The 25,229-nt window shown below is 69.8% G+C and carries 19 protein-coding genes and 1 pseudogene; 8 read left to right on the top strand and 12 right to left on the bottom strand.

What is annotated here, in order from left to right; all coding sequences use genetic code 11:
• Positions 1 to 23: 23 nt before the first annotated feature.
• From prcA to arc, 6 genes and pseudogenes are all read right to left on the bottom strand, one after another.
• Positions 24 to 791 (bottom strand): proteasome subunit alpha, encoded by a 768-nt coding sequence (gene prcA / locus AC6F7H_RS24030; protein ID WP_500758973.1) that lies wholly within the window; start codon positions 789 to 791, stop codon positions 24 to 26.
• A 64-nt stretch (positions 792 to 855) separates the two neighbouring features.
• The gene (gene prcB, locus AC6F7H_RS24025; RefSeq protein WP_109380472.1) at positions 856 to 1,701 is read right to left on the bottom strand and encodes a proteasome subunit beta; all 846 of its coding nucleotides are present in this window, start codon (positions 1,699 to 1,701) and stop codon (positions 856 to 858) included.
• Positions 1,653 to 1,844: pseudogene (locus AC6F7H_RS24020) on the bottom strand (endonuclease domain-containing protein); the annotation flags it as partial. The gene prcB and the pseudogene AC6F7H_RS24020, both read right to left, overlap by 49 nt.
• Positions 1,845 to 1,967: 123 nt before the next feature.
• The gene (locus AC6F7H_RS24015; RefSeq protein WP_109380473.1) at positions 1,968 to 2,186 is read right to left on the bottom strand and encodes a ubiquitin-like protein Pup; all 219 of its coding nucleotides are present in this window, start codon (positions 2,184 to 2,186) and stop codon (positions 1,968 to 1,970) included.
• Positions 2,187 to 2,374: 188 nt separating this feature from the next.
• Positions 2,375 to 3,886 (bottom strand): depupylase/deamidase Dop, encoded by a 1,512-nt coding sequence (dop, locus tag AC6F7H_RS24010; protein ID WP_500758972.1) that lies wholly within the window; start codon positions 3,884 to 3,886, stop codon positions 2,375 to 2,377.
• A gap of 234 nt (positions 3,887 to 4,120) precedes the next feature.
• Positions 4,121 to 5,887 carry a proteasome ATPase gene (arc, locus tag AC6F7H_RS24005; protein ID WP_500758971.1) on the bottom strand — a complete coding sequence of 589 codons (1,767 nt, stop codon included), beginning with the start codon at positions 5,885 to 5,887 and terminating at the stop codon, positions 4,121 to 4,123.
• Between the two features lie 245 nt (positions 5,888 to 6,132).
• On the opposite strand from arc, the gene AC6F7H_RS24000 reads away from it, so the two are divergent.
• Positions 6,133 to 6,438 (top strand): ferredoxin, encoded by a 306-nt coding sequence (locus tag AC6F7H_RS24000; RefSeq protein WP_109380477.1) that lies wholly within the window; start codon positions 6,133 to 6,135, stop codon positions 6,436 to 6,438.
• Between the two features lie 70 nt (positions 6,439 to 6,508).
• Here the strand turns inward: AC6F7H_RS24000 and AC6F7H_RS23995 are convergent, their stop codons facing one another.
• The 3 genes from AC6F7H_RS23995 to AC6F7H_RS23985 form a co-directional block, all read right to left on the bottom strand.
• Complete coding sequence (locus AC6F7H_RS23995) at positions 6,509 to 7,105, bottom strand: hypothetical protein (protein ID WP_500758970.1); 597 nt, start codon at positions 7,103 to 7,105, stop codon at positions 6,509 to 6,511.
• A gap of 215 nt (positions 7,106 to 7,320) precedes the next feature.
• Entirely contained in the window at positions 7,321 to 8,223 is a 903-nt protein-coding gene (locus AC6F7H_RS23990; protein WP_109380479.1) for a tRNA (adenine-N1)-methyltransferase, read from the bottom strand.
• A gap of 57 nt (positions 8,224 to 8,280) precedes the next feature.
• Positions 8,281 to 9,987, bottom strand: coding sequence for a site-2 protease family protein (locus tag AC6F7H_RS23985; RefSeq protein WP_500758969.1), 1,707 nt, complete (start codon positions 9,985 to 9,987; stop codon positions 8,281 to 8,283).
• A 244-nt stretch (positions 9,988 to 10,231) separates the two neighbouring features.
• Here AC6F7H_RS23985 and AC6F7H_RS23980 point away from each other — a divergent pair, with 244 nt between their 5' ends.
• Together AC6F7H_RS23980 and AC6F7H_RS23975 are read left to right on the top strand one after the other, a co-directional pair.
• On the top strand, positions 10,232 to 11,209 hold the full coding sequence (locus AC6F7H_RS23980; RefSeq protein WP_500758968.1) for a RecB family exonuclease: 978 nt from the start codon (positions 10,232 to 10,234) through the stop codon (positions 11,207 to 11,209).
• 14 nt (positions 11,210 to 11,223) lie between these two features.
• On the top strand, positions 11,224 to 11,895 hold the full coding sequence (locus AC6F7H_RS23975; protein ID WP_055597029.1) for a response regulator: 672 nt from the start codon (positions 11,224 to 11,226) through the stop codon (positions 11,893 to 11,895).
• A gap of 101 nt (positions 11,896 to 11,996) precedes the next feature.
• Here AC6F7H_RS23975 and AC6F7H_RS23970 read toward each other — a convergent pair whose 3' ends face one another.
• From AC6F7H_RS23970 to metH, 3 genes are all read right to left on the bottom strand, one after another.
• The gene (locus tag AC6F7H_RS23970) at positions 11,997 to 13,601 is read right to left on the bottom strand and encodes an ABC transporter substrate-binding protein (RefSeq protein WP_500758967.1); all 1,605 of its coding nucleotides are present in this window, start codon (positions 13,599 to 13,601) and stop codon (positions 11,997 to 11,999) included.
• A gap of 446 nt (positions 13,602 to 14,047) precedes the next feature.
• Positions 14,048 to 14,776 carry an HAD family hydrolase gene (locus AC6F7H_RS23965; RefSeq protein ID WP_500758965.1) on the bottom strand — a complete coding sequence of 243 codons (729 nt, stop codon included), beginning with the start codon at positions 14,774 to 14,776 and terminating at the stop codon, positions 14,048 to 14,050.
• A gap of 136 nt (positions 14,777 to 14,912) precedes the next feature.
• Positions 14,913 to 18,434 carry a methionine synthase gene (gene metH / locus AC6F7H_RS23960; protein WP_500758964.1) on the bottom strand — a complete coding sequence of 1,174 codons (3,522 nt, stop codon included), beginning with the start codon at positions 18,432 to 18,434 and terminating at the stop codon, positions 14,913 to 14,915.
• 293 nt (positions 18,435 to 18,727) lie between these two features.
• On the opposite strand from metH, the gene AC6F7H_RS23955 reads away from it, so the two are divergent.
• The 5 genes from AC6F7H_RS23955 (at position 18,728) to AC6F7H_RS23935 (ending at position 25,185) form a co-directional block, all read left to right on the top strand.
• Positions 18,728 to 19,492, top strand: coding sequence for an IclR family transcriptional regulator (locus tag AC6F7H_RS23955; RefSeq protein WP_109380487.1), 765 nt, complete (start codon positions 18,728 to 18,730; stop codon positions 19,490 to 19,492).
• Positions 19,493 to 19,890: 398 nt separating this feature from the next.
• A complete protein-coding gene (locus tag AC6F7H_RS23950; RefSeq protein ID WP_109380488.1) occupies positions 19,891 to 20,685 on the top strand; it encodes an MIP/aquaporin family protein in 795 nt (264 codons plus the stop codon).
• A gap of 110 nt (positions 20,686 to 20,795) precedes the next feature.
• On the top strand, positions 20,796 to 22,331 hold the full coding sequence (glpK, locus tag AC6F7H_RS23945) for a glycerol kinase GlpK (protein WP_500762013.1): 1,536 nt from the start codon (positions 20,796 to 20,798) through the stop codon (positions 22,329 to 22,331).
• A 29-nt stretch (positions 22,332 to 22,360) separates the two neighbouring features.
• Positions 22,361 to 23,977 (top strand): glycerol-3-phosphate dehydrogenase/oxidase, encoded by a 1,617-nt coding sequence (locus AC6F7H_RS23940; RefSeq protein WP_500758963.1) that lies wholly within the window; start codon positions 22,361 to 22,363, stop codon positions 23,975 to 23,977.
• Positions 23,978 to 24,198: 221 nt separating this feature from the next.
• Positions 24,199 to 25,185: a PAC2 family protein gene (locus AC6F7H_RS23935; protein WP_109380490.1), complete on the top strand. Its 987-nt coding sequence runs from the start codon at positions 24,199 to 24,201 to the stop codon at positions 25,183 to 25,185.
• The last annotated feature ends 44 nt before the right edge of the window (positions 25,186 to 25,229 follow it).

Genomic DNA, 25,229 nt, shown 5'->3' with positions numbered 1-25,229 from the left:
CGACAGGCCCGCTCCGGACGTGCCTACTCCTCGCTCTCAGCCCCGGTCTCCGTGTCCGCCTCGGCCTCCGCCTCGGACACCGTCTCCGCGCCGCCGGCCTCCAGCAGCCGCGCCAGCCGCCGCCCCGTGATCCGCCGGAACTTCCGCTGCTGCGGCCGCGTGCGATCCAGCACCGCGACCTCCAGCCGCTCCGCGGGAATCTCCCGCTCACCGCCGTTGGTGTCCCGCGACAACGACTGCACCGCCAGCTCCAGCGCCTGGGCCAGCGTCATCCCGTCCCGGTGGCGCTGATCCAGATACCCGCTGATCTGCTCCGCGTTGCCCCCCACCGCGACCGAGCCGTGCTCGTCCACGATGGAACCGTCGTGCGGCAACCGGTAGATCTGGTCGCCCTCCGGGGTCTCCCCGACCTCGGCCACCACCAGCTCCACCTCGTACGGCTTCTCCGCCGCACTCGAGAAGATCGTCCCCAGCGTCTGCGCGTACACGTTCGCCAGGCCCCGGGCGGTCACGTCGTCACGGTCGTAGGTGTAACCCCGCAGATCGGCGTAGCGCACGCCGCCGATCCGCAGGTTCTCGTACTCGTTGTACTTACCGGCGGCGGCGAAGCCGATCCGGTCGTAGATCTCGCTGAACTTGTGCAACGCACGGGACGGGTTCTCACCGACGAACACGATGCCGTCGGCGTACTGCAGCACGACCAGGCTGCGGCCACGGGCGATCCCCTTGCGGGCGTACTCCGCCCGGTCGGCCATCGCCTGCTGGGGTGAGACGTAGAACGGCGTCGACACGGTTCAACCGTCCCTTTCTGTCGAAGTCACTGGATGGAGGTCCCTCGGCATCGAACCGCCCGCCCTACAGCAGCGAGGCCCGCGGGCCGTCCGGCTGCTCCAGCCGCCGCTCCAGCACGGACCGGGCGATCCCGGACGCCTCGTCCTCGGAGAGCCTGCGGTAGCCGTCCTCGGTGATCACCGTGACAATCGGGTAGATCCGCCGGGCGACATCGGGACCGCCGGTCGCCGAGTCGTCGTCCGCCGCGTCGTACAGGGCCTGCACGACCAGTGTGGTCGCCTCGGCCTCGCTCAGGTCGTCCCGGAAGAGCTTCTTCATGGCGCTGCGCGCGAAGACGGACCCGGAACCGGTGGCGGCGTACCCCTGCTCCTCCGAGCGCCCGCCCGTGACGTCGTAGGAGAAGATCCGCCCCTTCTCCCGGTCCATGTCGTACCCCGCGAACAGCGGGACCACGGCCAGGCCCTGCATCGCCATCGCGAGGTTGGACCGGATCATGGTCGACAGCCGGTTCGCCTTGCCCTCCAGGGACAGCTGCGTCCCCTCGACCTTCTCGAAGTGCTCCAGCTCCAGCTGGAACAGCTTCACCATCTCCACGGCGAGCCCCGCCGTACCGGCGATGCCCACCGCCGAGTACTCGTCCGCCGGGAACACCTTCTCGATGTCCCGCTGGGCGATGACGTTGCCCATGGTGGCCCGGCGGTCACCGGCGAGCACGACACCACCGGGAAAGCTCGCGGCCACGATCGTGGTGCCGTGCGGCGCCTCGACCGCTCCCTGGAGCGGCGGAAGCTTCCGCCGACCCGGCAGCATCTCGGGCTGGTGATCGGAGAGGAAGTCCATGAAGGAGGAAGATCCTGGCGTCAGGAAGGCGGCCGGCAGCCGCCCGGTGCTAGGAGTGTTGGCTTCCACGAGGTTCCCTCCAGATAGGCGGCAGCCCGACGGATGGCGTCGGGATCGTCTCCCAACTTGCCGATGGCCGAATTGCAGTTGATGCACGGTACGCCACGGACCCTACCCGTCTTGCGGCAGTGATCCACATGTATGGCCGGGGCATTCCGCCAACGGCGAAGGCTGCCCGCGGTGCGGACCGACCGCACCGCGGGCAGCTCTTCACCAGCTACTCCCCCGTACCCACGACCCTGACCCGCGACCTTCGATCCGAAGGCCGCTCCGGCCTACTGGCCGCCCTTTTGGACGAAGGACCGCACGAAGTCCTCGGCATTCTCCTCGAGCACGTCGTCGATCTCGTCGAGTACGGAGTCCACGTCATCGTTCAGTTTTTCCTGGCGCTCCTTGAGGTCCTCAGAGGCCTGCGCGTCCTGCGTCTGCTCCTCGACCTCCTCCGTGGAGCGTGTGGCCTTCTGCTGCCCGCCGCCGGTGTCCTTCGTTGCCATAACCCTCACCCCGCTCAGCTCGCCCGACATGGTCGGCATTGCGCCGATCAGTGTTGATCAGACCCTACAAGCCTGGCCCGACCGTGCCCCCGTACTTGCTCCAACGTACGGGGACCGTCTCGATGATTCCCGGCTCCGGGGTCTTCCACCCTGCCCGGCCGGCCCCTCCCGGGTTCCCAGATCGTGGTTCAGTTCCCGGACAACACCCTGACCAGGTCTTCTGCCGTGCGGCAGCGGTCCAGGAGCTCCTTGACGTGATTACGCGTTCCGCGAAGCGGTTCCAGGGTTGGGACACGCTGGAGCGAGTCCCGGCCCGGCAGATCGAAGATCACCGAGTCCCAGGAAGCCGCCGCCACATCGTCCGCGTACTGCTCCAGGCAGCGTCCGCGGAAGTAGGCGCGGGTGTCCTCCGGCGGCTTCGTGCGGGCCCGCTCGATGTCCCTCTCGTCCAGCAGCCGCTTCATGCGGCCGCGGGCGGCCAGGCGGTTGTAGAGCCCCTTGTCGGGGCGTACGTCGGCGTACTGGAGGTCGACGAGGTGCAGTCGGGCGGCGTCCCAGTCCAGGTCGTCCCTGCGCCGGTAGCCCTCCATGAGTTCCCGCTTGGCGACCCAGTCCAGCTCGCCGGCCAGGCTCATGGGGTCGTTCTCCAGGCGGTTGAGGGTGTCCTCCCAGCGGGCCAGGACGTCCTTGGTCTGGTCGTCGGCGTCGGCCCCGTACCGTTCCTCGACGTATTTGCGGGAGAGCTCGTAGTACTCCATCTGGAGCTGGACGGCGGTGAGTGTGCGACCGCTGCGGAGGGTGACGAGCCGTTTCAGGGTCGGGTCGTGCGAGACCTGGTGCAGCGTCCGTACGGGCTGGTCGACCGCGAGGTCCACGGCGATGAAGCCGTCCTCGATCATCGACAGGACGAGCGCGGTCGTGCCGAGCTTCAGGTAGGTGGAGATCTCGGACAGGTTCGCGTCGCCGATGATCACGTGGAGCCGGCGGTGTTTCTCGGCGTCGGCGTGCGGTTCGTCGCGGGTGTTGATGATGGGGCGCTTCAGCGTGGTCTCGAGGCCGACCTCGACCTCGAAGTAGTCCGCGCGCTGGCTGAGCTGGAAGCCGTGCTCGTGACCGTCCTGGCCGATGCCGACACGGCCCGCGCCGGCGAAGACCTGACGGGAGACGAAGAACGGGGTGAGGTGGCGGACGATGTCCGAGAACGGGGTCTCCCGCCTCATCAGGTAGTTCTCGTGGGTGCCGTAGGAGGCGCCCTTGTTGTCGGTGTTGTTCTTGTACAGGTGGATGGGCTGGGCGCCGGGAAGCGCCGCCGCCCGCTCCGCGGCCTCGGCCATGATGCGTTCGCCGGCCTTGTCCCAGAGGACGGCGTCGCGGGGGTTGGTGACCTCCGGGGCGCTGTATTCGGGGTGTGCGTGGTCGACGTAGAGTCGCGCGCCGTTGGTGAGGATGACATTGGCGAGGCCGATGTCCTCGTCGGTGAGCTGGCTGGCGTCGGCGGCCTCTCGTGCGAGGTCGAAGCCTCGCGCGTCGCGCAGCGGGTTCTCCTCCTCGAAGTCCCAGCGGGCCCGGCGGGCCCGGTGCATCGCCGCCGCGTAGGCGTTCACGATCTGGGACGAGGTGAGCATGGCATTGGCGTTGGGGTGGCCGGGGACGGAGATCCCGTACTCCGTCTCGATGCCCATTACTCGCCGTACAGTCATGCGGCCCTCCTTGCCCGGCGGCGTCCCCGGTCGGGGACGCTGCTCAAGTACCGCTGGCGCTCCGTGCGTGTGCGGTGCCCGTCCCCGCACTGCGCGACTCGGCGGTACCGAAGAGCCTAGAACGCCTTTGCGCTGGTGGGGAGATCATTTGCGTCTTTGCCGTGTTCCCGATCTTGTACCGAAAAGCAGTCGGCTGCGGGTACCCGTCGAGGGCACCCGCAGCCGCCCTGCTTTTTACAGGTATTGACCGGTGTTTGCCACCGTGTCGATGGAGCGTCCCGTGTCCGCGCCCTGCTTTCCGGTGATGAGGGTACGGATGTAAACAATCCGCTCACCCTTCTTACCGGAGATTCGGGCCCAGTCGTCGGGGTTGGTGGTGTTGGGCAGGTCCTCGTTCTCCTTGAACTCGTCCACACACGCCTGGAGCAGGTGGGAGACGCGGAGGCCCTTCTGGCTCTTCTCGAGGAAGTCCTTGATCGCCATCTTCTTGGCGCGGCCGACGATGTTCTCGATCATGGCGCCGGAGTTGAAGTCCTTGAAGTAGAGGACTTCCTTGTCTCCATTGGCGTACGTGACTTCCAGGAAGCGGTTTTCCTCGCTTTCGGCGTACATCTGTTCCACCGCGGTCTGGATCATGCTCTGGACCGTCATGCCCCTGTCGCCGCCGTGCTCGGCGATGTCGTCGCCGTGCAGCGGGAGGCGCTGGGTGAGGTACTTGCCGAAGATGTCCTTGGCCGCCTCGGCGTCCGGACGTTCGATCTTGATCTTCACATCGAGCCGGCCGGGCCGCAGGATGGCGGGGTCGATCATGTCCTCACGGTTGGAGGCACCGATCACGACCACGTTCTGCAGGCCCTCCACGCCGTCGATCTCGGCGAGGAGCTGCGGGACGATGGTGTTCTCCACGTCGGAGCTGACGCCGGAGCCGCGGGTGCGGAAGAGGGATTCCATCTCGTCGAAGAAGACGATGACGGGGGTGCCCTCGCTGGCCTTCTCGCGGGCCCGCTGGAAGACCAGGCGGATCTGCCGCTCGGTCTCGCCGACGTACTTGTTCAGCAGCTCGGGGCCCTTGATGTTGAGGAAGAAGCTCTTGCCTGCGGCCTGGCCGGTGACCTCGGCGACCTTCTTGGCCAGCGAGTTGGCGACGGCCTTGGCGATGAGCGTCTTGCCGCATCCGGGAGGCCCGTAGAGCAGTACGCCCTTGGGCGGGCGCAGTTCGTGCTCCCTGAACAGGTCCGGATAGAGGTAGGGCAGCTCGACGGCGTCGCGGATGGCTTCGATCTGGTTGCCGAGGCCGCCGATCTGCTCGTAGCCGATGTCGGGGACCTCTTCGAGGACGAGCTCCTCGACCTCGCTCTTCGGGACGATCTCGTAGACGTACCCGGAGCGGGGTTCGAGCAGGAGGGCGTCACCGGGGCGGATGGTGATGCCCAGCAGGGGTTCGGCGAGCCGGACCACCCGCTCCTCGTCGGTGTGCCCGAGGACGAGGGCTCGTTCCCCGTCCTCGAGGATCTCCTTGAGGGTGACGATGTCACCGACGCGCTCGAACTCCATGGCCTCGACCACGTTGAGCGCTTCGTTGAGCATCACTTCCTGGCCACGCCGGAGCTCGTCGAGGTCGACGCCCGGGCTGACGTTCACCCGGAGCTTTCTGCCGCCGGTGAAGATGTCGGCGGTGCCGTCCTCGTTCGCCAGGAGGAAAACTCCGAAGCCGGCCGGTGGCTGGGCCAGCCGGTCCACTTCCTCCTTGAGGGCCACGATCTGGTCGCGGGCCTCCCGGAGCGTGCCGGCGAGTCGTTCGTTCTGGGCGGACACGCCGGCCAGGTTGGTCTGCAGCTCGACGATCCGCTCTTCGAGAATCCTCGTGTGTCGCGGAGAGTCGGCGAGCTTGCGGCGCAGGACGGCGATCTCCTGCTCAAGGTAGGCGATCTGCCCGGCCGGGTCGTCGGACCCGCGTCCCGGGCGGATGCCGCGGTTCATGTCGTCGTCGTGGGCTGCCACGGTCCTCACCTCCTCCAAGGGGAGCTGGACGCTTCCAGACCCTACCTGGGCGGGTGTCGATTGAAACCCCTAGATCACAAAGACTGTCGAGGTGTGTCCGATCTTCACCCTTGCGCTCTCCCTCACGCCAGGGGAATACCCATCGAGGCTGACGGGAACCCCGGCGGAGGTAGGGTCGATGTGTTCAACACCCGTCGGAGCTGGCCGGATTCCCGTTCGGTCCGACGCGGGAGACGGCAGGGGAGATGAGCGTGCAGCAGGAGGCCGGAGTCGACGCCGAGGCCCTGGAGGTCTGGATCGACCAGGACCTGTGTACCGGTGACGGCATCTGCGCGCAGTACGCGCCCGAGGTGTTCGAGCTGGACATCGACGGTCTGGCTTATGTGAAGGGCCCGGACGACGAGTTGTTGCAGGCCGAGGGGGCGACGGCGCGGGTGCCGCTGCCGGTTCTCACGGATGTGGTCGATTCGGCGAAGGAGTGTCCGGGCGAGTGCATTCACGTGCGGCGCGTGGCCGACGGCGTGGAGGTGTACGGCCCGGACGCCGGGTGACCGGTTTGACGCCTTCCGTCACCGCTGTCCGACTTCTCATACGTTCGCCCTCGGCTCACGCGCGCGTGGTTCACATGCTCCGGGCGTCGGAGGGCGTGGAGCGGACGAACGCGCCGTTGCCCCAGTGCCACTTCAGGCTCTCGCGCACGTCGGGGCAGCAACTGGGTATGTCGGAGGACGAGTAGCCGAGGAGTGCCGCGGTGATCTCGCCGTCGCGTACGGCGAAGTCGTCGACGTTGGTGCGGTCCTTGGGGTCGACGAGGGTGGCCACCACGCGTGGTGTGCCGGCTCCGGCGGCCTTGGTCAGGACGTACATGCCGTCGGGCGGGGTGCCCATGGGTGCGTCGCAGTGGACGACCGCCACCGTCTCGGGCCGCCCGTCGCCGTCGAGGTCGCCGGCCGCCTCCTTCTTGACCACGGCCTGCACCGGACCGCATTCGATCGGGAACTCGACGTCCGCGGGGTCCGGCGGGGCCATGTGCGCCGGGGCGCTCCTGGTCTGCGGGGTCTGCGGGGTCTGCGGGTCGGGTGTCTGGGCCGCGGTCGCGGCTGGGGGCTGCAGCAGGCCGGAGAGCGCCACGACTCCGGCGACGGCCGTGGCGGTGGCGACCCAGTGGATCGGGCGGGTGTGCGTGTGGGCGAGTTCCGGGACGGCGGATGACTGCACGAGGAGTGTCTCCTGTGAGGGCTGTGCCGGTGGGGGTGGCCAGCATCGTGCCACACGTCACAGCGCGGGGGAACGCCGGGGTGTGCGGTTCCGGTGCGGGGCCCGGGAGGACACCGGCCGCCGTCGCGTCAACATGAGGGCGCCGTGGCGCAGTTCCCGGTGCGGTCCGGGAACTGCGCCACGGCGCCGGTGCGTTGGCGTGGTGGTGGGACGGGTCAGCGGGCGGTGCCCGCGTCGGCGTTGGGTCCCGAGTAGTCCTCGCCGTAGGCGCCCTTGGCTGGGCGGCGTCGGCGCATGGGGGGCTCGACCCCGTCGGCGAGGCGGCGGGCGGTGAGCAGGAAGCCGGTGTGGCCGATCATCCGGTGGTCCGGGCGGACGGCCAGTCCTTCGATGTGCCAGTTGCGGATCATGGATTCCCAGGCGGTCGGCTCGTTGAAGGAGCCGATCTCGCGGATGGACTCGACGGTCCGGGCGAGCTGGGTGGTGGTCGCGACGTAGCAGCAGAGAATGCCGCCGGGGACGAGCGCCTTGGAGACGGCCTCCAGGCACTCCCAGGGGGCGAGCATGTCGAGGACGACGCGGTCGACGTCGGTGTCGGACAGATTGTCCTGGAGGTCGCCGACGGTGAGCTGCCAGGCTGGGTGCGGGCCGCCGAAGTAGCGCTCCACGTTGGCCTGGGCGATCTCGGCGAAATCCTCGCGGCGTTCGTAGCTGTGCAGCATGCCCTGGTCGCCGATGGCGCGCAGCAGGAAGCTGCTGAGTGAGCCGGAGCCCACACCTGCCTCCACGACGCGGGCGCCGGGGAAGATGTCGGCGAAGGCGAGGATCTGTCCCGCGTCCTTGGGGTAGACGACGGCTGCCCCGCGGGGCATGGACAGGACGTAGTCGGGGAGCAGGGGGCGCAGCGCGAGGTAGGCGACGTTCCCGGTGGTGCGGACAACGCTGCCCTCGGGTGCGCCGATCAGTTCGTCGTGGGGGAAGGAACCCTTGTGGGTGTGGAAGTTCTTCCCGGCCTCGAGCGTGAACGTGTAGTGGCGGCCCTTGGGGTCGGTCAGCTGTACCTGGTCCCCGACCTTGAAGGGCCCACGGCGGCGGGCGGCACCGGTCGGTTCGGACATGTGACCAGCCTACCGGTCCCGACGTGGGCCACTGACCACTCGAGGGCGGGGCGGATGTCAGGCGGGGCGGGCCATCGCCTTGACGAAGGCCCGCTCGACGTCGGCCGCGGACAGGACGCCGTAGATCTCGCCGGTGGTCTCGACGACCAGGTACTCGGTGGCGGGGGCGGCGCGCAGGGCATCGAGGAGGTCCTCTCCCGCGAGCTCGGCGGAGACACGCATGCCGTCGGTGAGATCCTGGGCGAGTCCGCTGACCGGGACCCAGGGGCGGCGGTGTTCGGGTACGCCGACGATGGCGGCCTCGCGCACCAGGGAGAGCGGGGTGCCGTCGGGGTCGACGACGACGAGGGCCCGGGCTCCGGCGGCGTTGGCGCGTCGCAGGGCCTCGGAGAGCGGGGTGTCCGTCTCGACGGGCACCGCGCGGCGGGTGAGGGCGCGGGCACGCAGTTCGGGAAGGTGTTCACGCAGGCGGGCCATGCGCAGGCTGTTGCCGGCGCCGGTCCAGATGATCGCGGCGAGGATGGCGGCGAGCAGCGCGTCGAGGACGGTGTCCATGCCGACGCTGTCCTCGGCGGCGGAGCCGAGGGCTCCGGACTGGGTGAGCAGGGGGAGGCCGATCAGGACGGAGACGGCGAGGGCGCGGCCCACCCAGGCGGCGGCGATGGTGCCGCTCATCGGCTTGCCGGTGAGTTTCCAGACGACCGCGCGGAGCATGCGTCCGCCGTCGAGGGGGAGGCCGGGCAGGAGGTTGAAGGCGGCCACGATGAGGTTGGAGATCATCAGGCCGGCCAGCAGGACGCCGGGGACGGAGCTGGGCTCGACGGCGAGCAGGGCGACGTAGAACAGGCCGGACAGGGCGAGGGAGAGCAGGGGGCCGACGAAGGCGAGCACGAACTCCCGCCCGGGTGTCTCCGCCTCCTTCTCGATCTCGGAGACGCCGCCGAAGAACTGGAGCTGGATGCGGCGCACCGGCAGCTTGAAGCGGAGGGCGGCGAGGGTGTGGGCGAGTTCGTGGACGAGTACGGAGGCGTAGAAGGCGACGGCGAAGAACAGCGAGACCAGATAGCTGGCGGCGCCGAGTTCGGGCAGCACGCGGTCGATCTGGCCGCCGAAGACCCAGGTGATCAGAATGGCGACGAGGAACCAGCTGGGGGCGACGTAGACGGGCACGCCGAACGGGCGTCCCATCAGCAGTCCGCCGCGCTGCTGCTCCGGGGGGCGCGGTGCGGGCCCCTTGCCGGATCCGGAGTGGGCGAGGGTGCGGTCGGCGCTGTGGGGCTCGGGGGGCGCGGGCCGGTGGCCGTCCCGCGGAGCGCCCTCGGGCGGAACGCCCGTGGGAGCGGGGGGCTCGGACCGGCCGTCGTCCGGGGTCCGCGGGTCATGGTGCTCGGCGGGCCGACTCGGTTCGCCCGGCTCCCCCGGACGGTCCGGGCCGCCCGGACCCGACGGGTTCTGCGGGTGGGCGTCGGTGTCCGGGGCGGGAGGTTGCGCGGCCTCCCCGTTCCGGGGCGTGGCCCCGGTGTCCTCCGGAGCCGGGGTGTCCTCGGTCTCCGCCGGGGTACCGCCGGTCCGCCGTGACGGAGCGTCGCCGGAGGCCGACGGGTCACGGTCGGCGGTGTGGCCGTCGGGGGTGCTCGGTGTGCTTTCGGGCGGGTCGAAGCGGCCCCCGTCCGTGGGGGGTGCGCTTGCCGGGGCCCCCTCGTGGCGCTCGGCCGGCTCGTCGTTGCCGGATCGCGGCTGCCCGCGCCCGCCGCTTGCGTCCACCGGTGTCCCCTCGTCGCTGCGTTTCCCGTACCTGCCGGACGGGAGGGTCTGGTATCGATGGTATGCGGCCGTCACCACACGTCTCGCCTCGGCACCCCTGTCTCTTGCCGTCCGCTACCGTGCCCGCTCGCCCTCTCCTGCCTCCCTTTCCCCCCTTTCCCGCTTTTCCCTCTTTTCCCTTCTCTCCCTGTGGTCACCCTTGGTGTGCGGGTCCTGTCAGTACCGGGCCGTAAGGTCTGTGGGCATGGAGACGAGCACCGAGGGCACTGGACGGCCCTGCAGCATGCCGGTCGTGGCCGCGGATCCGCCGGTGGTGGCCGGGGCCCCGCCCGGGGCGGCCGCCACGCCGCCCGCCTCGCTGTCCCCGTCGCGTGCCAGTGACTTCATGCGGTGTCCGCTGCTGTACCGGTTCCGGGTCATCGACCGCCTGCCGGAGAAGCCGAGCGAGGCGGCGACCCGGGGCACGCTGGTGCACGCTGTGCTGGAGCGCCTCTTCGACGCCCCGGCCGCCGAGCGCACGGCGCCGCGGGCGAAGGAGCTGGTCCCGGGCCAGTGGGACCGGCTGCGGGAGTCGAGGCCGGAGGTCGTGGAGCTGTTCGCCGACGACCCGGAGGGTGAGCGGCTGGCGCGCTGGCTGGCGGAGGCGGAGCTGCTGGTCGAGCGCTGGTTCACCCTGGAGGATCCGAGTCGGCTGGAGCCCGCCGAGCGGGAGCTGTTCGTCGAGGCCGAGCTGGATTCCGGGCTGAGGCTGCGCGGCATCATCGACCGGGTGGATGTGGCGCCCACCGGCGAGGTACGGCTCGTCGACTACAAGACGGGCAAGGCGCCCCGGCCGGAGTACGCGGAGGGCGCGCTGTTCCAGATGAAGTTCTACGCCCTGGTGGTGTGGCGGCTGAAGCAGGTGATCCCGCGCCGGCTGCAGCTCGTGTACCTGGGCAGCGGTGATGTGCTGACGTACGACCCGGTCCGCGCCGATCTGGAGCGTGTGGAGCGCAAGCTGCTGGCCCTGTGGGAGGCGATCCGGCTGGCCACGGAGACGGGTGACTGGCGGCCACGCCCCACCAAGCTGTGCGGCTGGTGCGACCACCAGGCGCACTGCCCGGAGTTCGGCGGCACTCCCCCGCCGTATCCGCTGCCGGTGCGGGCGTCCGGGGCGGCGCCGGCCGATGTGCCCCGGGGGCAAGGGGGGCAGGGCGCGCAGGGCACAATGGGGGCGGACTAGCGAAGGAGAGTCACGTGGCCATCCGCGTCCTACTGGTTGACGACCAGCCGCTGCTGCGTACGGGCTTCCGGATGATCCTGGAGGCCGAGCAGGACATCGCGGTCGTCGGTGAGGCCGGAGACGGCCTCCAGGCCCAGGACCAGGTGCGGGCGCTGCAGCCCGATGTGGTGCTGATGGACATCCGCATGCCGCGGATGGACGGGGTGGAGGCCACCCGGCAGATCACCGGCCCGGAGCGGGACGGCCCGGCGAAGGTGCTGGTGCTCACGACGTTCGATCTCGACGAGTACGTGGTGGAGGCGCTGCGAGCGGGTGCCAGCGGCTTCCTGCTGAAGGACGCCCCGGCCAATGAACTGGTGCAGGCGATCCGGGTGGTGGCCGCCGGTGAGGCGATGCTGGCCCCGAGCATCACGCGCCGGCTGCTGGACAAGTACGCCACGCATCTGCCGTCCGGTGACGAGCCGGTGCCGGACACACTGCACACCCTGACCGACCGTGAGGTCGAGGTGCTGAAGCTGGTGGCGCGGGGGCTGTCCAACGCGGAGATCGCCGCGGACCTGTTCGTCAGTGAGACGACCGTGAAGACGCACGTCGGTCATGTCCTGACGAAGCTGGGGCTGCGTGACCGGGTACAGGCCGCGGTGTACGCGTACGAGAGCGGTCTGGTGCGCCCGGGAGCGCAGTAGCTCCCGCTCCGGTCCACACACCGAGGGCGCCTCCGACTTCCGTAAGACGGGAAGTCGGAGGCGCCCTCGGTGTGTGCGCGCCCGCTCGGGGCGCCGCGGCGTCAGCCGCTCACGCCTCGTCCCAGCTCCCACATCTGGAGCGTGGAGGAGGAGTTGAGCATGTAGGCGGTGCCGGTGATGTCGTCACGTGCGGCGCTGTACTGCTTGCCCTGCCACAGGGGCAGTACGGGCACGTCCTCCGCGACGATGTCCTGGATGTCGTTCAGACTGCCGGCCGCGGAGATCCGGTCGGCCTGGCGGCGGGACTCCGGGATGAGCTCCTTGCGGATCTCGCTGTTGGCGTACGGCGAGTTGAGGAAGTTGTCGGCGTCCAGGAACGGGGCGAGGAAGTTGTCGGCGTCCGGGTAGTCGGGGAACCAGCCCATGCCGTAGACGTCGAACTTGCCCTTCTGTCCGTCCGGCCGGAAGGTCTCCCAGGCCGCGCCCTTGATGTCGGTGTCGAACAGGCCGCTGTCGTTGAGCTGCTTGCTGAGCTGCTCGAACTCCGCCTTGGTCGCGGGACCGTAGTGGTCGGTCGTGTAGTGCAGCGTCATCTTGACCGGGGTGGTGACACCGGCCTTCTCCAGCAGCTGGCGGGCCTTGGAGACGTCGGGGTCGCCGTACTTGTTGAAGAACGCGTTGGAGTGACCGGTGACGGTCGCGGGGACCAGCGAGTACAGCGGCTCGGCCTGGGAACCGTAGACCTTGGCGACCAGTTCGCTGCGGTTGATGATCTGGGCCATGGCCTGGCGGACGGCCTTGGTCTCCACGCTGGGGGCCTCGGTGTTGAAGGCCAGGTAGCGGATCTCCAGACCCGGCGACTCGACGAGATTGATGGCGTCCTCGTTGTCGTTGCCGAGTTCCCGGATCTGCTCCGGCGACATGCTCCGTGTCATGGCGTCGATGTCACCGTCCTCGAGCGCCTGGCCCATGGCCTCGGCGCTCTCGAAGCTGCGCATCTCGACCTTGTCGTTGGCCACTTCCAGGACCCCCTTGTAGGAGGGGTTCTTGACGTAGGTGGAGCGGACCAGTTCACCCTCCTCGATCTCGGTCTCGAGGGTGTACGGGCCGGAGCCGTCGACGTCGAACCCTTCGCGCAGCTTGCCCTTGTCGTACTTCTTCTCGCTGAGGATGCCCGCGACCGGGGTCGACAGCTTGTAGGGGAAGGTGGCGTCGGCCGACTTGAGGTGGAAGATCACCTCGCGGTCGCCCTTGGTCTCGACGGTGTCGATCGTGGACAGCAGCGCGAACACACCGCTGTCGGACTGGATCGAGAGGGCGCGCTCGATGGAGAACTTCACATCGGCGGCGGTGACGGGCGAGCCGTCCGAGAACTTCAGACCTTCGCGCAGGGTGCAGCTGTACCGCTCGTTGCCGGTGTCGGTGAAGCCACAGCTCTCCGCGGCCTCGGGCACCGGCTCGCCGTCGCCACGCGGCTGGATCAGCAGGGTCTGCACCGTCTGGCGCAGGATGTTCCAGGTGCCGACGTCGTAGGCGTACGCCGGGTCGACCGGAGCGGGCTCCTCATCCGAGACGGTGAACCGGTCCGTGGTGCCCACGACGATCGCGTCGCCGCCGCCGCTCCCACCACCGGTGTCGCCACAGCCGGCGAGTACCGGCGCGAGCAGGCCGATCGCGGCCGCCAGCACCAAAGTCTTGCGGTTCATGCTCGAGTTTCTCCAGAGCTGTCGACTCCGTGTATGCGGCATACGGGGTTGTCACTGCCGGCCACGGGGATGGGGGGTGATGTTCTCGCGATGAGATTAGTCCGCACCCGCAGGGAGGGTCGCGGCGACCGGAGTTGAGCCCTCATCACGCAGTGGAACCGGGTGTGAACGCACCGGCGAACGTGGACGGAGCAGGATTGGGGCAGCGTTCCACCAATCGGGACACAAGGGAACGCGAGCGACCTCGGAAACGGCGCGGACACCACACGCCGACCCCCCTGTCGACCCCTTGAAAAGTGGGGAACATCACAGGAGAACCGGGCCGGGCGGTACCGGAATTCACCAGCCGGTAGCGCTCCGAATTCCTTCGGACACACAACCAGCCGGCCAGAACGCGGGCCTTGGGAAATTCCGGTCACTCAGGCCGCTCCGCACCGGGTAAACCCCTAGCGCATTTCCGTCATCAGCCCGCGCAGAAAAGTCAGGTCGACCGTTTCCAACGACGGTACGACGGTCCGCCGGGCGGCCGGGGTGATGGGGGCCACGGAGGGCACCGCCACGACGTGGCAGCCCGCGGCCTCGGCGGCGGCCACGCCGGTCGCCGTGTCCTCGACGGCGGCACACCGCACGGGATCCACGCCGAGACCGAGGGCGGCGGTCAGGTACGGGTCGGGGTGGGGCTTGGTGCGCGGGACCTCGTCACCGGCGACCGACAACGCGAAGTGGTGGGCGCCCAGCGAGGTCAGTACGCGGTCGATGATGCGCCGGTGCGAGGCCGAGACCAGGGCCGTGGGGACGCCGTGCTCGGACAGCTCGGCGAGCAGCCGGGCGGCGCCGGGCATCAGTGGCAGGGCACTGGAGATGCGGTCCTCGAAGCCGTCGTTGAGCAGTACCGTCAGTTCGGCCAGGGGGATGTCGGCCCCGGTCGCCTCGATGAGGAAGCCCGCGCTGCGGGTCATGGGGCCGCCGACCACGACATGGCGCCACGAGTCGTCGAGGGCGTGGCCGAGGGAGGCGAACACCTCGACCTCGACGTCCCACCAGAAGCCCTCGGTGTCGACCAGGGTGCCGTCCATGTCCAGGAGCACCGCCTGCAGGGGGGAGCCTTCGGCCGGGGAGGAGCCCAGGGCCTGGGGGAGAGAGCCGAGCGCGGTAACCGGAACCGTACTGGTCATCCACGTACCTCCTTCAAGGGACGATCAGGCCGGTTCCCACGAGGGGAACCGGCCTGCGGTGGACCGATCAGTGTACGTCGTACGCGACGCAGCCGCTCATCACGCCCCGCGAACCCGGGCGAACCGCCGGACGGGATCAGCGGGCGTTGAAGTACTTGGCCTCCGGGTGGTGGATCACGATGGCGTCCGTGGACTGCTCGGGGTGCAGCTGGAACTCCTCGGACAGGTGGACGCCGATGCGCTCCGGCTGGAGCATCTCCGCGATCTTGGCACGGTCCTCCAGGTCGGGACAGGCGCCGTAGCCGAGGGAGAAGCGGGCGCCCCGGTACTTCAGGGCGAACATGTCCTCCATCACGGCCGGGTCCTCACCGGAGAACCCGAGCTCGGAGCGCACCCGCGCGTGCCAGTACTCGGCGAGCGCCTCGGCCAGCTGCACGGACAGCCCGTGCAGTTCGAGGTAGTCGCGGTAGGCGTTGGCCGCGAACATCCGCGCGGTCTCCTCGCCGATGCGGGAGCCGACGGTGACGACCTGGAAGCCGACGACATCCGTCTGTCCGGACTCCTCCGGGCGGAAGAAGTCGGCCAGGCACAGGCGCCGGCCGCGGCGCTGGCGCGGGAAGGTGAAGCGGGTGCGTTCGTTGCCCGCCTCGTCCAGGACGATCAGGTCGTCGTCCTTGGAGACGCACGGGAAGTAGCCGTACACGACGGCCGCCTCCAGCAGGTTGTCCGTCTGGAGCCGGTCCAGCAGGCCGCGCAGCCTGGGCCGTCCCTCGGCCTCCACCAGCTCCTCGTACGTCGGCCCGTCGCCCGTGCGGGCCTGCTTCAGGCCCCACTGGCCCTTGAACAGGGCGCCCTCGTCGAGCCAGCTCGCGTACTCCTTGAGCTGGATGCCCTTGACCACCCGGGTGCCCCAGAACGGCGGCTCGGGGACCGGGTTGTCGGTGGCGACGTCCGAGCGGACGTGCCCGGCCTCGGGGCGCTCGTCGATCTCCACGGTGGCCGCGCGGACCCGGCGCTGCCGCAGCTCGGGCAGCTTGGCGCCGGGCACGCCGCGCTTGATGCCGATGAGGGCGTCCATCAGGCGCAGGCCCTCGAAGGCGTCGCGGGCGTAGCGGACCTCGCCCTGGTAGATCTCGTGCAGGTCCTGCTCGACGTAGGCACGGGTCAGGGCGGCGCCGCCCAGGATGACCGGGTAGTCGGAGGCCAGTCCGCGCTGGTTGAGTTCCTCCAGGTTCTCCTTCATGATCACCGTGGACTTCACCAGCAGCCCGGACATGCCGATGACATCGGCCTTGTGCTCGTCGGCGGCGTCCAGGATCGCGGAGACCGGCTGCTTGATGCCGAGGTTGACGACGTTGTAGCCGTTGTTCGACAGGATGATGTCGACCAGGTTCTTGCCGATGTCGTGCACGTCGCCGCGGACCGTGGCCAGCACGATGGTGCCCTTGCCCAGGTCCTCGCCGTCCTCGACCTTCTCCATGTGCGGTTCGAGGTGTGCGACGGCCGTCTTCATCACCTCGGCGGACTGGAGCACGAACGGCAGCTGCATCTGGCCCGAGCCGAACAGCTCGCCGACCACCTTCATGCCGTCCAGCAGGGTGTCGTTGACGATGTCGAGGGCCTTGCGGGTCTCGAGGGCCTGGTCGAGGTCTGCCTCCAGGCCCTTGCGCTCACCGTCGATGATCCGCCGCTTGAGGCGCTCGTCCAGGGGCAGCGCGGCCAGTTCCTCGGCCTTGCCGGCCTTCAGGGACTTGGCGGTGGCTCCCTCGAAGAGCTGCATCAGCTTCTGCAGCGGGTCGTAGCCCTCGCGGCGCCGGTCGTGGATCAGGTCGAGGGCGCAGGTCACCTCCTCCTCGCTGAAGCGCGCGATGGGCAGGATCTTCGACGCGTGCACGATCGCCGAGTCCAGCCCCGCCTTGACGCACTCGTCCAGGAAGACGGAGTTCAGCAGGATGCGGGCGGCCGGGTTGAGGCCGAAGGAGATGTTGGACAGTCCCAGGGTGGTCTGCACCTTGGGGTGGCGCCGCTTCAGTTCCCGGATGCCTTCGATGGTGGCGAGGCCGTCCCCCCGGGACTCCTCCTGGCCGGTGCAGATGGTGAAGGTGAGGCAGTCGATGAGGATGTCCTCCTCGCGGATGCCCCAGTTGCCGGTCAGGTCGGCGATGAGGCGCTCGGCGATCTCGACCTTCTTCTCGGCGGTGCGGGCCTGGCCCTCCTCGTCGATGGTCAGCGCGATCAGCGCTGCACCGTGTTCCTTGGCCAGCTGCGCGACGCGCGCGAAACGGGACTCGGGGCCGTCGCCGTCCTCGTAGTTGACCGAGTTGATGACCGCCCGGCCGCCGAGCTTCTCCAGACCGGCCCGGATGACGGGGACCTCGGTGGAGTCCAGCACGATCGGCAGGGTGGAGGCGGTGGCGAACCGGCCGGCCAGTTCCTCCATGTCGGCGACGCCGTCGCGGCCCACGTAGTCCACGCACAGGTCCAGCATGTGCGCGCCCTCGCGGATCTGCTCCCGGGCCATCTCCACGCAGTTGTCCCAGCGACCCTCGAGCATCGCCTCACGGAACTTCTTCGACCCGTTGGCGTTCGTCCGCTCACCGATCGCCAGGTAGGAGGTGTCCTGACGGAAGGGAACGGTCTGGTAGAGGGAGGCCGCACCGGGTTCCGGGCGCGGGTCGCGCTCCGCCGGGGCGAGACCGCGCACACGCTCCACGAGCTGCCGCAGATGCTCGGGCGTCGTACCGCAGCAGCCGCCGACCAGGGACAGCCCGTAGTCGCGGACGAAGTTCTCCTGTGCGTCCGCCAGCTCCTTCGCAGACAGCGGGTACCGCGCGCCGTCCTTGGTGAGTTCCGGCAGACCGGCGTTCGGCATGCACGACAGCTGGATGCGGGAGTGACGGGCCAGGTAGCGCAGGTGCTCACTCATCTCGGCCGGGCCGGTCGCGCAGTTCAGGCCGACCATGTCGATGCCCAGCGGTTCCAGCGCGGTGAGCGCGGCGCCGATCTCGGAGCCCAGCAGCATGGTGCCGGTCGTCTCCACCGTGACCGACACGATCAGCGGGACCTCGTGGCCGGCGATCTCCATCGCGCGGCGGGCGGCGATGACGGAGGCCTTGGTCTGCAGCAGGTCCTGGGTCGTCTCCACCAGCAGCGCGTCCGCGCCGCCCGCGAGCAGGCCCTCGGCGTTCTGCTGGTAGGCGTCCCGGATGGCGGTGAAGGTGGTGTGGCCGAGGGTGGGCAGCTTGGTGCCGGGGCCCATCGAGCCCAGCACCCAGCGGGGACGACCGTCCCGCGCCGTGAACTCGTCCGCCGCCTCGCGGGCGATGCGCGCACCCGCCTCGGACAGTTCGACGACGCGCTCCGCGATGTCGTACTCACCCAGGGCGGTGAGATTGGCTCCGAAGGTGTTGGTCTCGACGCAGTCGACCCCGGCGTCGAAGTACGCCGAGTGGACCGAACGGACGATGTCCGGGCGGGTCAGGTTCAGGATCTCGTTGCAGCCCTCGAGGTCCTCGAAGTCTTCGAGCGTGGGGTCCTGCGCCTGGAGCATGGTGCCCATCGCTCCGTCGGCGACCACCACTCGGGTGGCGAGCGCCTCTCGGAGAGCGGACACACGGGTCCGGCTGTCGGCGGAAGGGGTCAGCGGCAACGAGGCCATGTACGGGGCTCCCTCAGGTGCGACGGCTGTCGGCTTCACGTCTGTCCGAAAAGCACCCTCGTGGTGTTCCCGGGCAGAGGCACGCCGCCAGGGTATCGGGGACCGCGCCCCGATGTTCGGGATGTCCACTGGTCGGACGAAGATGGCCGGGTACCGACGTACCGCACGCGGGTGACACGACGGATGGCGGCGGACCATTGGCGGGAGGTCGACAACGAGCGGTAGTGTTCGGCATTGCCGAACAGAGGCAGCGGCCGCGCGCGACGGTCGAAGGGGACGGAGGCAGCACGGCGATGGCACGGAACATCCAGTCGCTCGAACGGGCGGCGGCGATGCTGCGCCTGCTGGCGGGCGGCGAGCGGCGGCTCGGCCTGTCGGACATCGCCTCGTCCCTGGGCCTCGCCAAGGGCACCGCCCACGGCATCCTGCGCACCCTCCAGCACGAGGGCTTCGTCGAGCAGGACGACGCCTCCGGGCGCTACCAGCTGGGCGCCGAGCTGCTGCGCCTGGGCACCACGTACCTCGACGTGCACGAGCTGCGGGCACGCGCCCTGGTCTGGACCGACGACCTGGCCCGCTCCAGCGGCGAGAGCGTCTATCTCGGCGTGCTGCACCAGCAGGGTGTGCTGATCGTGCACCACGTGTTCCGTCCCGACGACAGCCGGCAGGTCCTGGAGATAGGGGCCATGCAGCCGCTGCACTCCACGGCCCTGGGCAAGGTGCTTTCGGCTTACGACCCGGTGGCGCACAGCGAGGCCCTGGAGGCCGACCGCAAGGCGTTCACCGACCGCACGGTGTGCGAGCCGGACGCCTTCGAGCGCATCCTCGACCTCACCCGCGCGCGCGGGTACGCGGCGGACGTCGAGGAGACCTGGGAGGGCGTGGCCTCGATCGCGGCCCCCGTCCACGACCGGCGGCGGATGCCGGTCGGCGCGGTCGGCGTCACGGGCGCGGTGGAGCGGCTGCGGCAGGGCGGCGAGCTGCGTCCGGAGCTGATCGCGGCGGTGCGGGACTGCGCCCGCGCGGTGTCGCGGGACCTGGGCGCCCGGCGGTTCTGAGCGGGCCGGGCAGGCACGGGCGGGACGAACACACTCCGAAGAGCGAGCCGGGACGCCGTACGGCGTCCCGGCCGTCGCCGTGCCCGGGGCCGGGCGCATCGGCTGAACTCCGGCACAACAGGAACTCCGACAGAACAGACGGATCCCGCAGACCCCCGGCGAAGACCGACGACTCGGTGCAGCCGGTAACAATCGCACTTTCGGCAACCAGACCCTTGACGTGTGTGCGAGGCGGAGAAAGACTCCCGTCCATCGGTCGGCATTGTCGAACAGCTACCGGCAATACGCGTTAGGGTGTGACAACGCCAAGGGCCGACATCGCTCTCACCCCTGAGGGCGCCAATCCCCGGCGGGACCCGGGGGTCGGCTTCCCTGGACGAAGGACAAAGGAGTCGCGGGTGTCCAGCTCCGACATCTTCATCGGCGAGACCCTCGGTACCGCCGTACTCATCCTGCTCGGCGGCGGCGTCTGCGCCGCCGTGACGCTGAAGGCCTCGAAGGCCCGTAACGCCGGCTGGCTCGCCATCGCCTTCGGGTGGGGCTTCGCCGTCATGACGGCGGTGTACATCGCGGGGCCGCTCTCCGGCGCCCACCTCAACCCGGCCGTGACCCTGGCTCTCGCCGTCAAGGACGGCGAGTGGAGCAACGTTCCGGTCTACTTCGCCGGAGAGTTCCTCGGCGCGATGATCGGCGCGGCGCTGGTCTGGGTGGCGTACTACGGACAGTTCCAGGCCCACCTGACCGACCAGGAGATCGTCGGCGGTCCGGGCGCGCAGGCCGCCGCGGCCAAGGCCGTGGAGGCACAGGAGAAGGGCGCCGGCCCCGTGCTCGGCATCTTCTCCACCGGTCCGGAGATCCGGAACGCGGTGCAGAACCTCGCCACGGAGATCATCGGCACCATGGTGCTGCTGCTCGCCGTGCTCACCCAGGGCCTGAACGCCGAGGGCAACGGCCTCGGCGTGCTGGGCGGTCTCATCACGGCGCTCGTGGTGGTCGCCATCGGCCTGTCCCTCGGCGGCCCGACCGGCTACGCGATCAACCCGGCCCGCGACCTCGGTCCGCGCATCGTGCACGCCCTGCTGCCGCTGCCCAACAAAGGCGGCTCCGACTGGTCCTACGCCTGGGTTCCGGTCGTCGGTCCGCTGATCGGCGGCGCCCTCGCGGCAGGCTTCTACAACATCGTCCTCGCCTGACGGCGACCCTGCTGCCGCGCAACCCCGAGTCTTGTGGAAGCGCCGTCCGTACAGCCCCGTAATCAAGGAACCCCCAGGAGCACACAGTGACCGACGACCAGACCGCCGGCATCGCCTCCCACGGCCACGGCCCGTTCATCGCCGCCATCGACCAGGGCACGACCTCCTCCCGCTGCATCGTCTTCGACCGCGACGGCCGCATCGTCGCCGTCGACCAGAAGGAACACGAGCAGATCTTCCCCAAGCCGGGCTGGGTCGAACACGACGCCACCGAGATCTGGACCAATGTCCAGGAGGTCGTCGCCGGTGCCATCGAGAAGGCCGGCATCACCCGGGACGACATCAAGGCCATCGGCATCACCAACCAGCGCGAGACGACCGTCCTGTGGGACAGGAACACCGGTGAGCCCGTCCACAACGCCATCGTCTGGCAGGACACCCGCACCGACGCCCTGTGCCGCGAACTCGGCCGCAACGTCGGCCAGGACCGTTTCCGCCGCGAGACCGGTCTCCCCCTCGCCTCCTACTTCGCCGGCCCCAAGGCCCGCTGGCTGCTCGACAACGTCGACGGTCTCAAGGAGCGCGCCGAGGCGGGCGACATCCTCTTCGGCACCATGGACACCTGGGTCATCTGGAACCTGACCGGTGGTACGGACGGCGGCCACCACGTCACCGACGTCACCAACGCCTCCCGCACGATGCTGATGAACCTGCACACCATGCAGTGGGACGAGAGGATCGCCGAGTCCATCGGCGTCCCGACGGCGATGCTGCCCGAGATCCGCTCCTCCTCCGAGGTCTACGGCGAGATCAAGGGCGGCAGCCTGGGCGACCTGCTCGGCGGTGTCCCGGTCGCCTCCGCGCTCGGCGACCAGCAGGCCGCCCTGTTCGGCCAGACCTGTTTCGCCGAGGGCGAGACCAAGTCGACGTACGGCACCGGCACCTTCATGGTGATGAACACCGGTGACAAGATCATCAACTCCTACAGCGGCCTGCTGACCACCGTCGGCTACCAGATCGGCGGCCAGAAGCCGGTCTACGCCCTGGAGGGCTCCATCGCGGTCACCGGTGCGCTGGTGCAGTGGATGCGCGACCAGATGGGCCTGATCTCCACCGCCGCCGAGATCGAGACGCTCGCGCTCTCGGTCGAGGACAACGGCGGCGCCTACTTCGTGCCGGCCTTCTCCGGTCTGTTCGCCCCCTACTGGCGCTCCGACGCCCGCGGTGTGATCGCCGGCCTGACCCGATACGTCACCAAGGCACACCTCGCGCGCGCCGTCCTGGAGGCCACCGCCTGGCAGACCCGGGAGATCGCCGACGCCATGACGAAGGACTCCGGCGTCGAGCTGACCGCCCTCAAGGTCGACGGCGGCATGACCTCCAACAACCTGCTGATGCAGACCCTCTCGGACTTCCTGGACGCGCCCGTGGTGCGTCCCATGGTCGCCGAGACCACCTGCCTCGGCGCCGCCTACGCCGCCGGCCTCGCCGTCGGCTTCTGGAACAGCACCGACGACCTGCGCGCCAACTGGCGACGGGCCGCCGAGTGGACCCCCCGCATGGACGCGGAGATCCGCGACCGTGAGTACAAGAGCTGGCTCAAGGCCGTCGAGCGGACCATGGGCTGGCTCGGCGACGAAGACTGACACAGCCCGACGAGGAGCAAGAACCCGACATGACCACTCAGTCCACCCTGCAGTCCGTGCCTGCCCTGGGGACGCGCCCGGCCTCCTGCTCGAACCCGAGCCGGGCCGAGACCCGGGAGCGGCTCGCCAAGGCGTCGTACGACCTTCTCGTGATCGGCGGCGGCATCCTGGGCATCTCCACCGCCTGGCACGCCGCGCAGTCCGGCCTCAGGGTGGCACTGGTGGACGCCGGCGACTTCGCCGGCGCCACCTCCTCCGCCTCCTCCAAGCTCCTCCACGGCGGTCTGCGCTATCTGCAGACCGGCGCGGTGAAGCTGGTGGCGGAGAACCACTTCGAGCGCCGTGCGGTCTCCCGCCAGGTGGCCCCCCACCTGGCGAACCCGCTCACGTTCTACCTCCCCGTGTATCGGGGCGGGCCGCACGGCGCGGCGAAGCTCGGCGCCGGCGTCCTCGCGTACTCGGCGCTCTCGGCGTTCGGCGACGGCGTCGGCCACCTGCTCTCCCCCGCCAAGGCCGCGCGGGACGTGCCGGAGCTGCGCACCGACAACCTCAAGGCCGTGGCCGTGTACGGCGACGACCAGATGAACGACGCGCGGATGGCGCTGATGGCGGTCCGCGCGGCGGCCGATTCGGGCGCGGTCGTCCTCAACCACGCCGAGGTGACCGGTCTGCGGTTCACCCGGGGCCGGGTGACCGGCGCCGAGCTGCGCGACCGGCTGTCGGGCGACGAGTTCGGCGTCGACGCCCGCCTCGTGCTGAACGCGACCGGACCGTGGGTCGATCACCTGCGCCGGATGGAGGACCCGAACGCGGCACCGTCCGTCCGGCTGTCGAAGGGCGCGCACCTGGTCCTGAAGCGGACCTCCCCGTGGAAGGCCGCCCTGGCCACGCCGATCGACAAGTACCGCATCACCTTCGCCCTCCCCTGGGAGGACATGCTGCTGCTCGGCACGACCGACGAGGAGTTCGAGGGCGACCCGGCGGATGTCGCGGTCACCGAGAAGGACACCGCCCAGATACTCGACGAGGCCGCGTTCTCCATCCGCGACCAGCAGCTGGACCGCGATCTGATCACGTACTCGTTCGCGGGCCTGAGGGTGCTTCCGGGCGGCCCCGGGGACACGTCGAAGGCCAAGCGGGAGACGGTCGTCAGCGAGGGCCGCGGCGGGATGCTGTCCGTCGCGGGCGGCAAGTGGACCACCTTCCGTCACATCGGCCGTACGGTGATGCGCAAGCTCCAGGAGCTGCCGGGCCACCCACTGGGCGACGACTTCGAGCCGGTCGCGTCACTGCCGAGGAAGCTGCCGCTGCCCGGTGTGGCCAATCCGCGCGCGGTCGCCCACCGGCTGCTGGTCGACCACCCGGCACCCGGCCCGCGGATGGCGGCGGACACCGCCCGGCACCTGGCGACCCACTACGGTTCGCTGGCCTTCGACATCGCCCGGCTGGCCAATGACGACCCGCGACTGGCCCGACGTGTCCACCCGGATGCCCCGGAGATCTGGGCGCAGGTCGTCTGGGCCCGGGACCACGAGTGGGCCGAGACGGCGGACGACGTGCTCCGCCGCCGCACGACCCTGACGATCCGGGGGCTGGCGACGGACGAAGTCCGCGCCGGGGTCCAGGATCTGCTCGACGAGAAGTAGGGGGGCAGGGCGCCGGTACCGGTTCCCCCACGGGAGCCGGTACCGGGAAGGGGCTCCACCGGGCCGCTCGCGCTCCCGGACGGCTCCGGCCACCGCGGGGTGTTTCCGGGTGCCTTCCAGGGCAGTCTTCGGTCATTCCCCTAGCAAGGGGGCTGCGTACGCCCCCTTGGCACGCCGTAAGGTTGGTGCGTACGCGAGGGCACGTCGGAAGGAGGCGCTGGGTGATCGAGCTCGAGGGGGTTCCCGAGCTGATCGACCCGGTCATGGTGGCCGCGTTCGAGGGCTGGAACGACGCCGGCGACGCCGCCTCCACCGCGGTCGCGCATCTGGACAGGGAATGGAAGGGCGAGGTGTTCGCGGCGCTGGACGCCGAGGACTACTACGACTTCCAGGTGAACCGGCCCACGGTGTTCATGGACGGCGGGGTCCGCAAGGTCACCTGGCCGACGACGCGGTTGTCGGTGGTCCGGGTCGGCGGCGACAAGCCACGCGATCTGGTACTGGTCCGCGGTATCGAGCCGTCCATGCGCTGGCGCTCGTTCTGCAACGAACTGCTGGGGTTCGCCCATGAACTCGGGGTGGAGATGGTGGTCGTCCTGGGCGCCCTGCTCGGTGACACCCCGCACACCCGTCCGGTCCCGATCAGCGGGACCACGTCAGACCCGGACCTTGCCCGCCGTATGGATCTGGAGGAGACCAAGTACGAGGGCCCCACGGGGATCGTCGGCATCCTCCAGGAGGCGTGCACGCACGCCGGTGTCCCGGCGGTCTCGCTGTGGGCCGCGGTCCCGCACTACGTGTCGCAGCCGCCCAACCCGAAGGCGACGCTGGCCCTCCTGAACCGGCTCGAGGACCTGATCGACGTGCGCATCCCGCTGGGCGAACTGTCCGAGGACGCGCGCGCCTGGCAGGTGGGAGTGGACCAACTGGCCGCCGAGGACAGCGAGGTCGCCGAGTACGTCCAGTCACTGGAGGAGGCCCGGGACACCGCCGAGCTGCCGGAGGCGTCGGGCGAGGCGATCGCCCGCGAGTTCGAGCGCTATCTGCGCCGCCGTGACGGTGGGTCCGGCCCGCCGCAGCCCGGTGGGCACGCCACGGCCGACGGCGGGGACGGCCCGTCGTTCCGGCGGGAGGGCCCGGGCAGCCGGCCCCGCTCGCCGAATCCGCCGAAGCCGGACGCGGACGGCGAGGATTCCTCGGAGGACTGACCGGAACGAGGGGGGTGCCCCGTCCATGGACGGGGCACCCCCCT

The organism is Streptomyces sp. MMS24-W38 (assembly GCF_059889265.1).
This window is presented reverse-complemented; position numbering and strand designations above follow the sequence as displayed.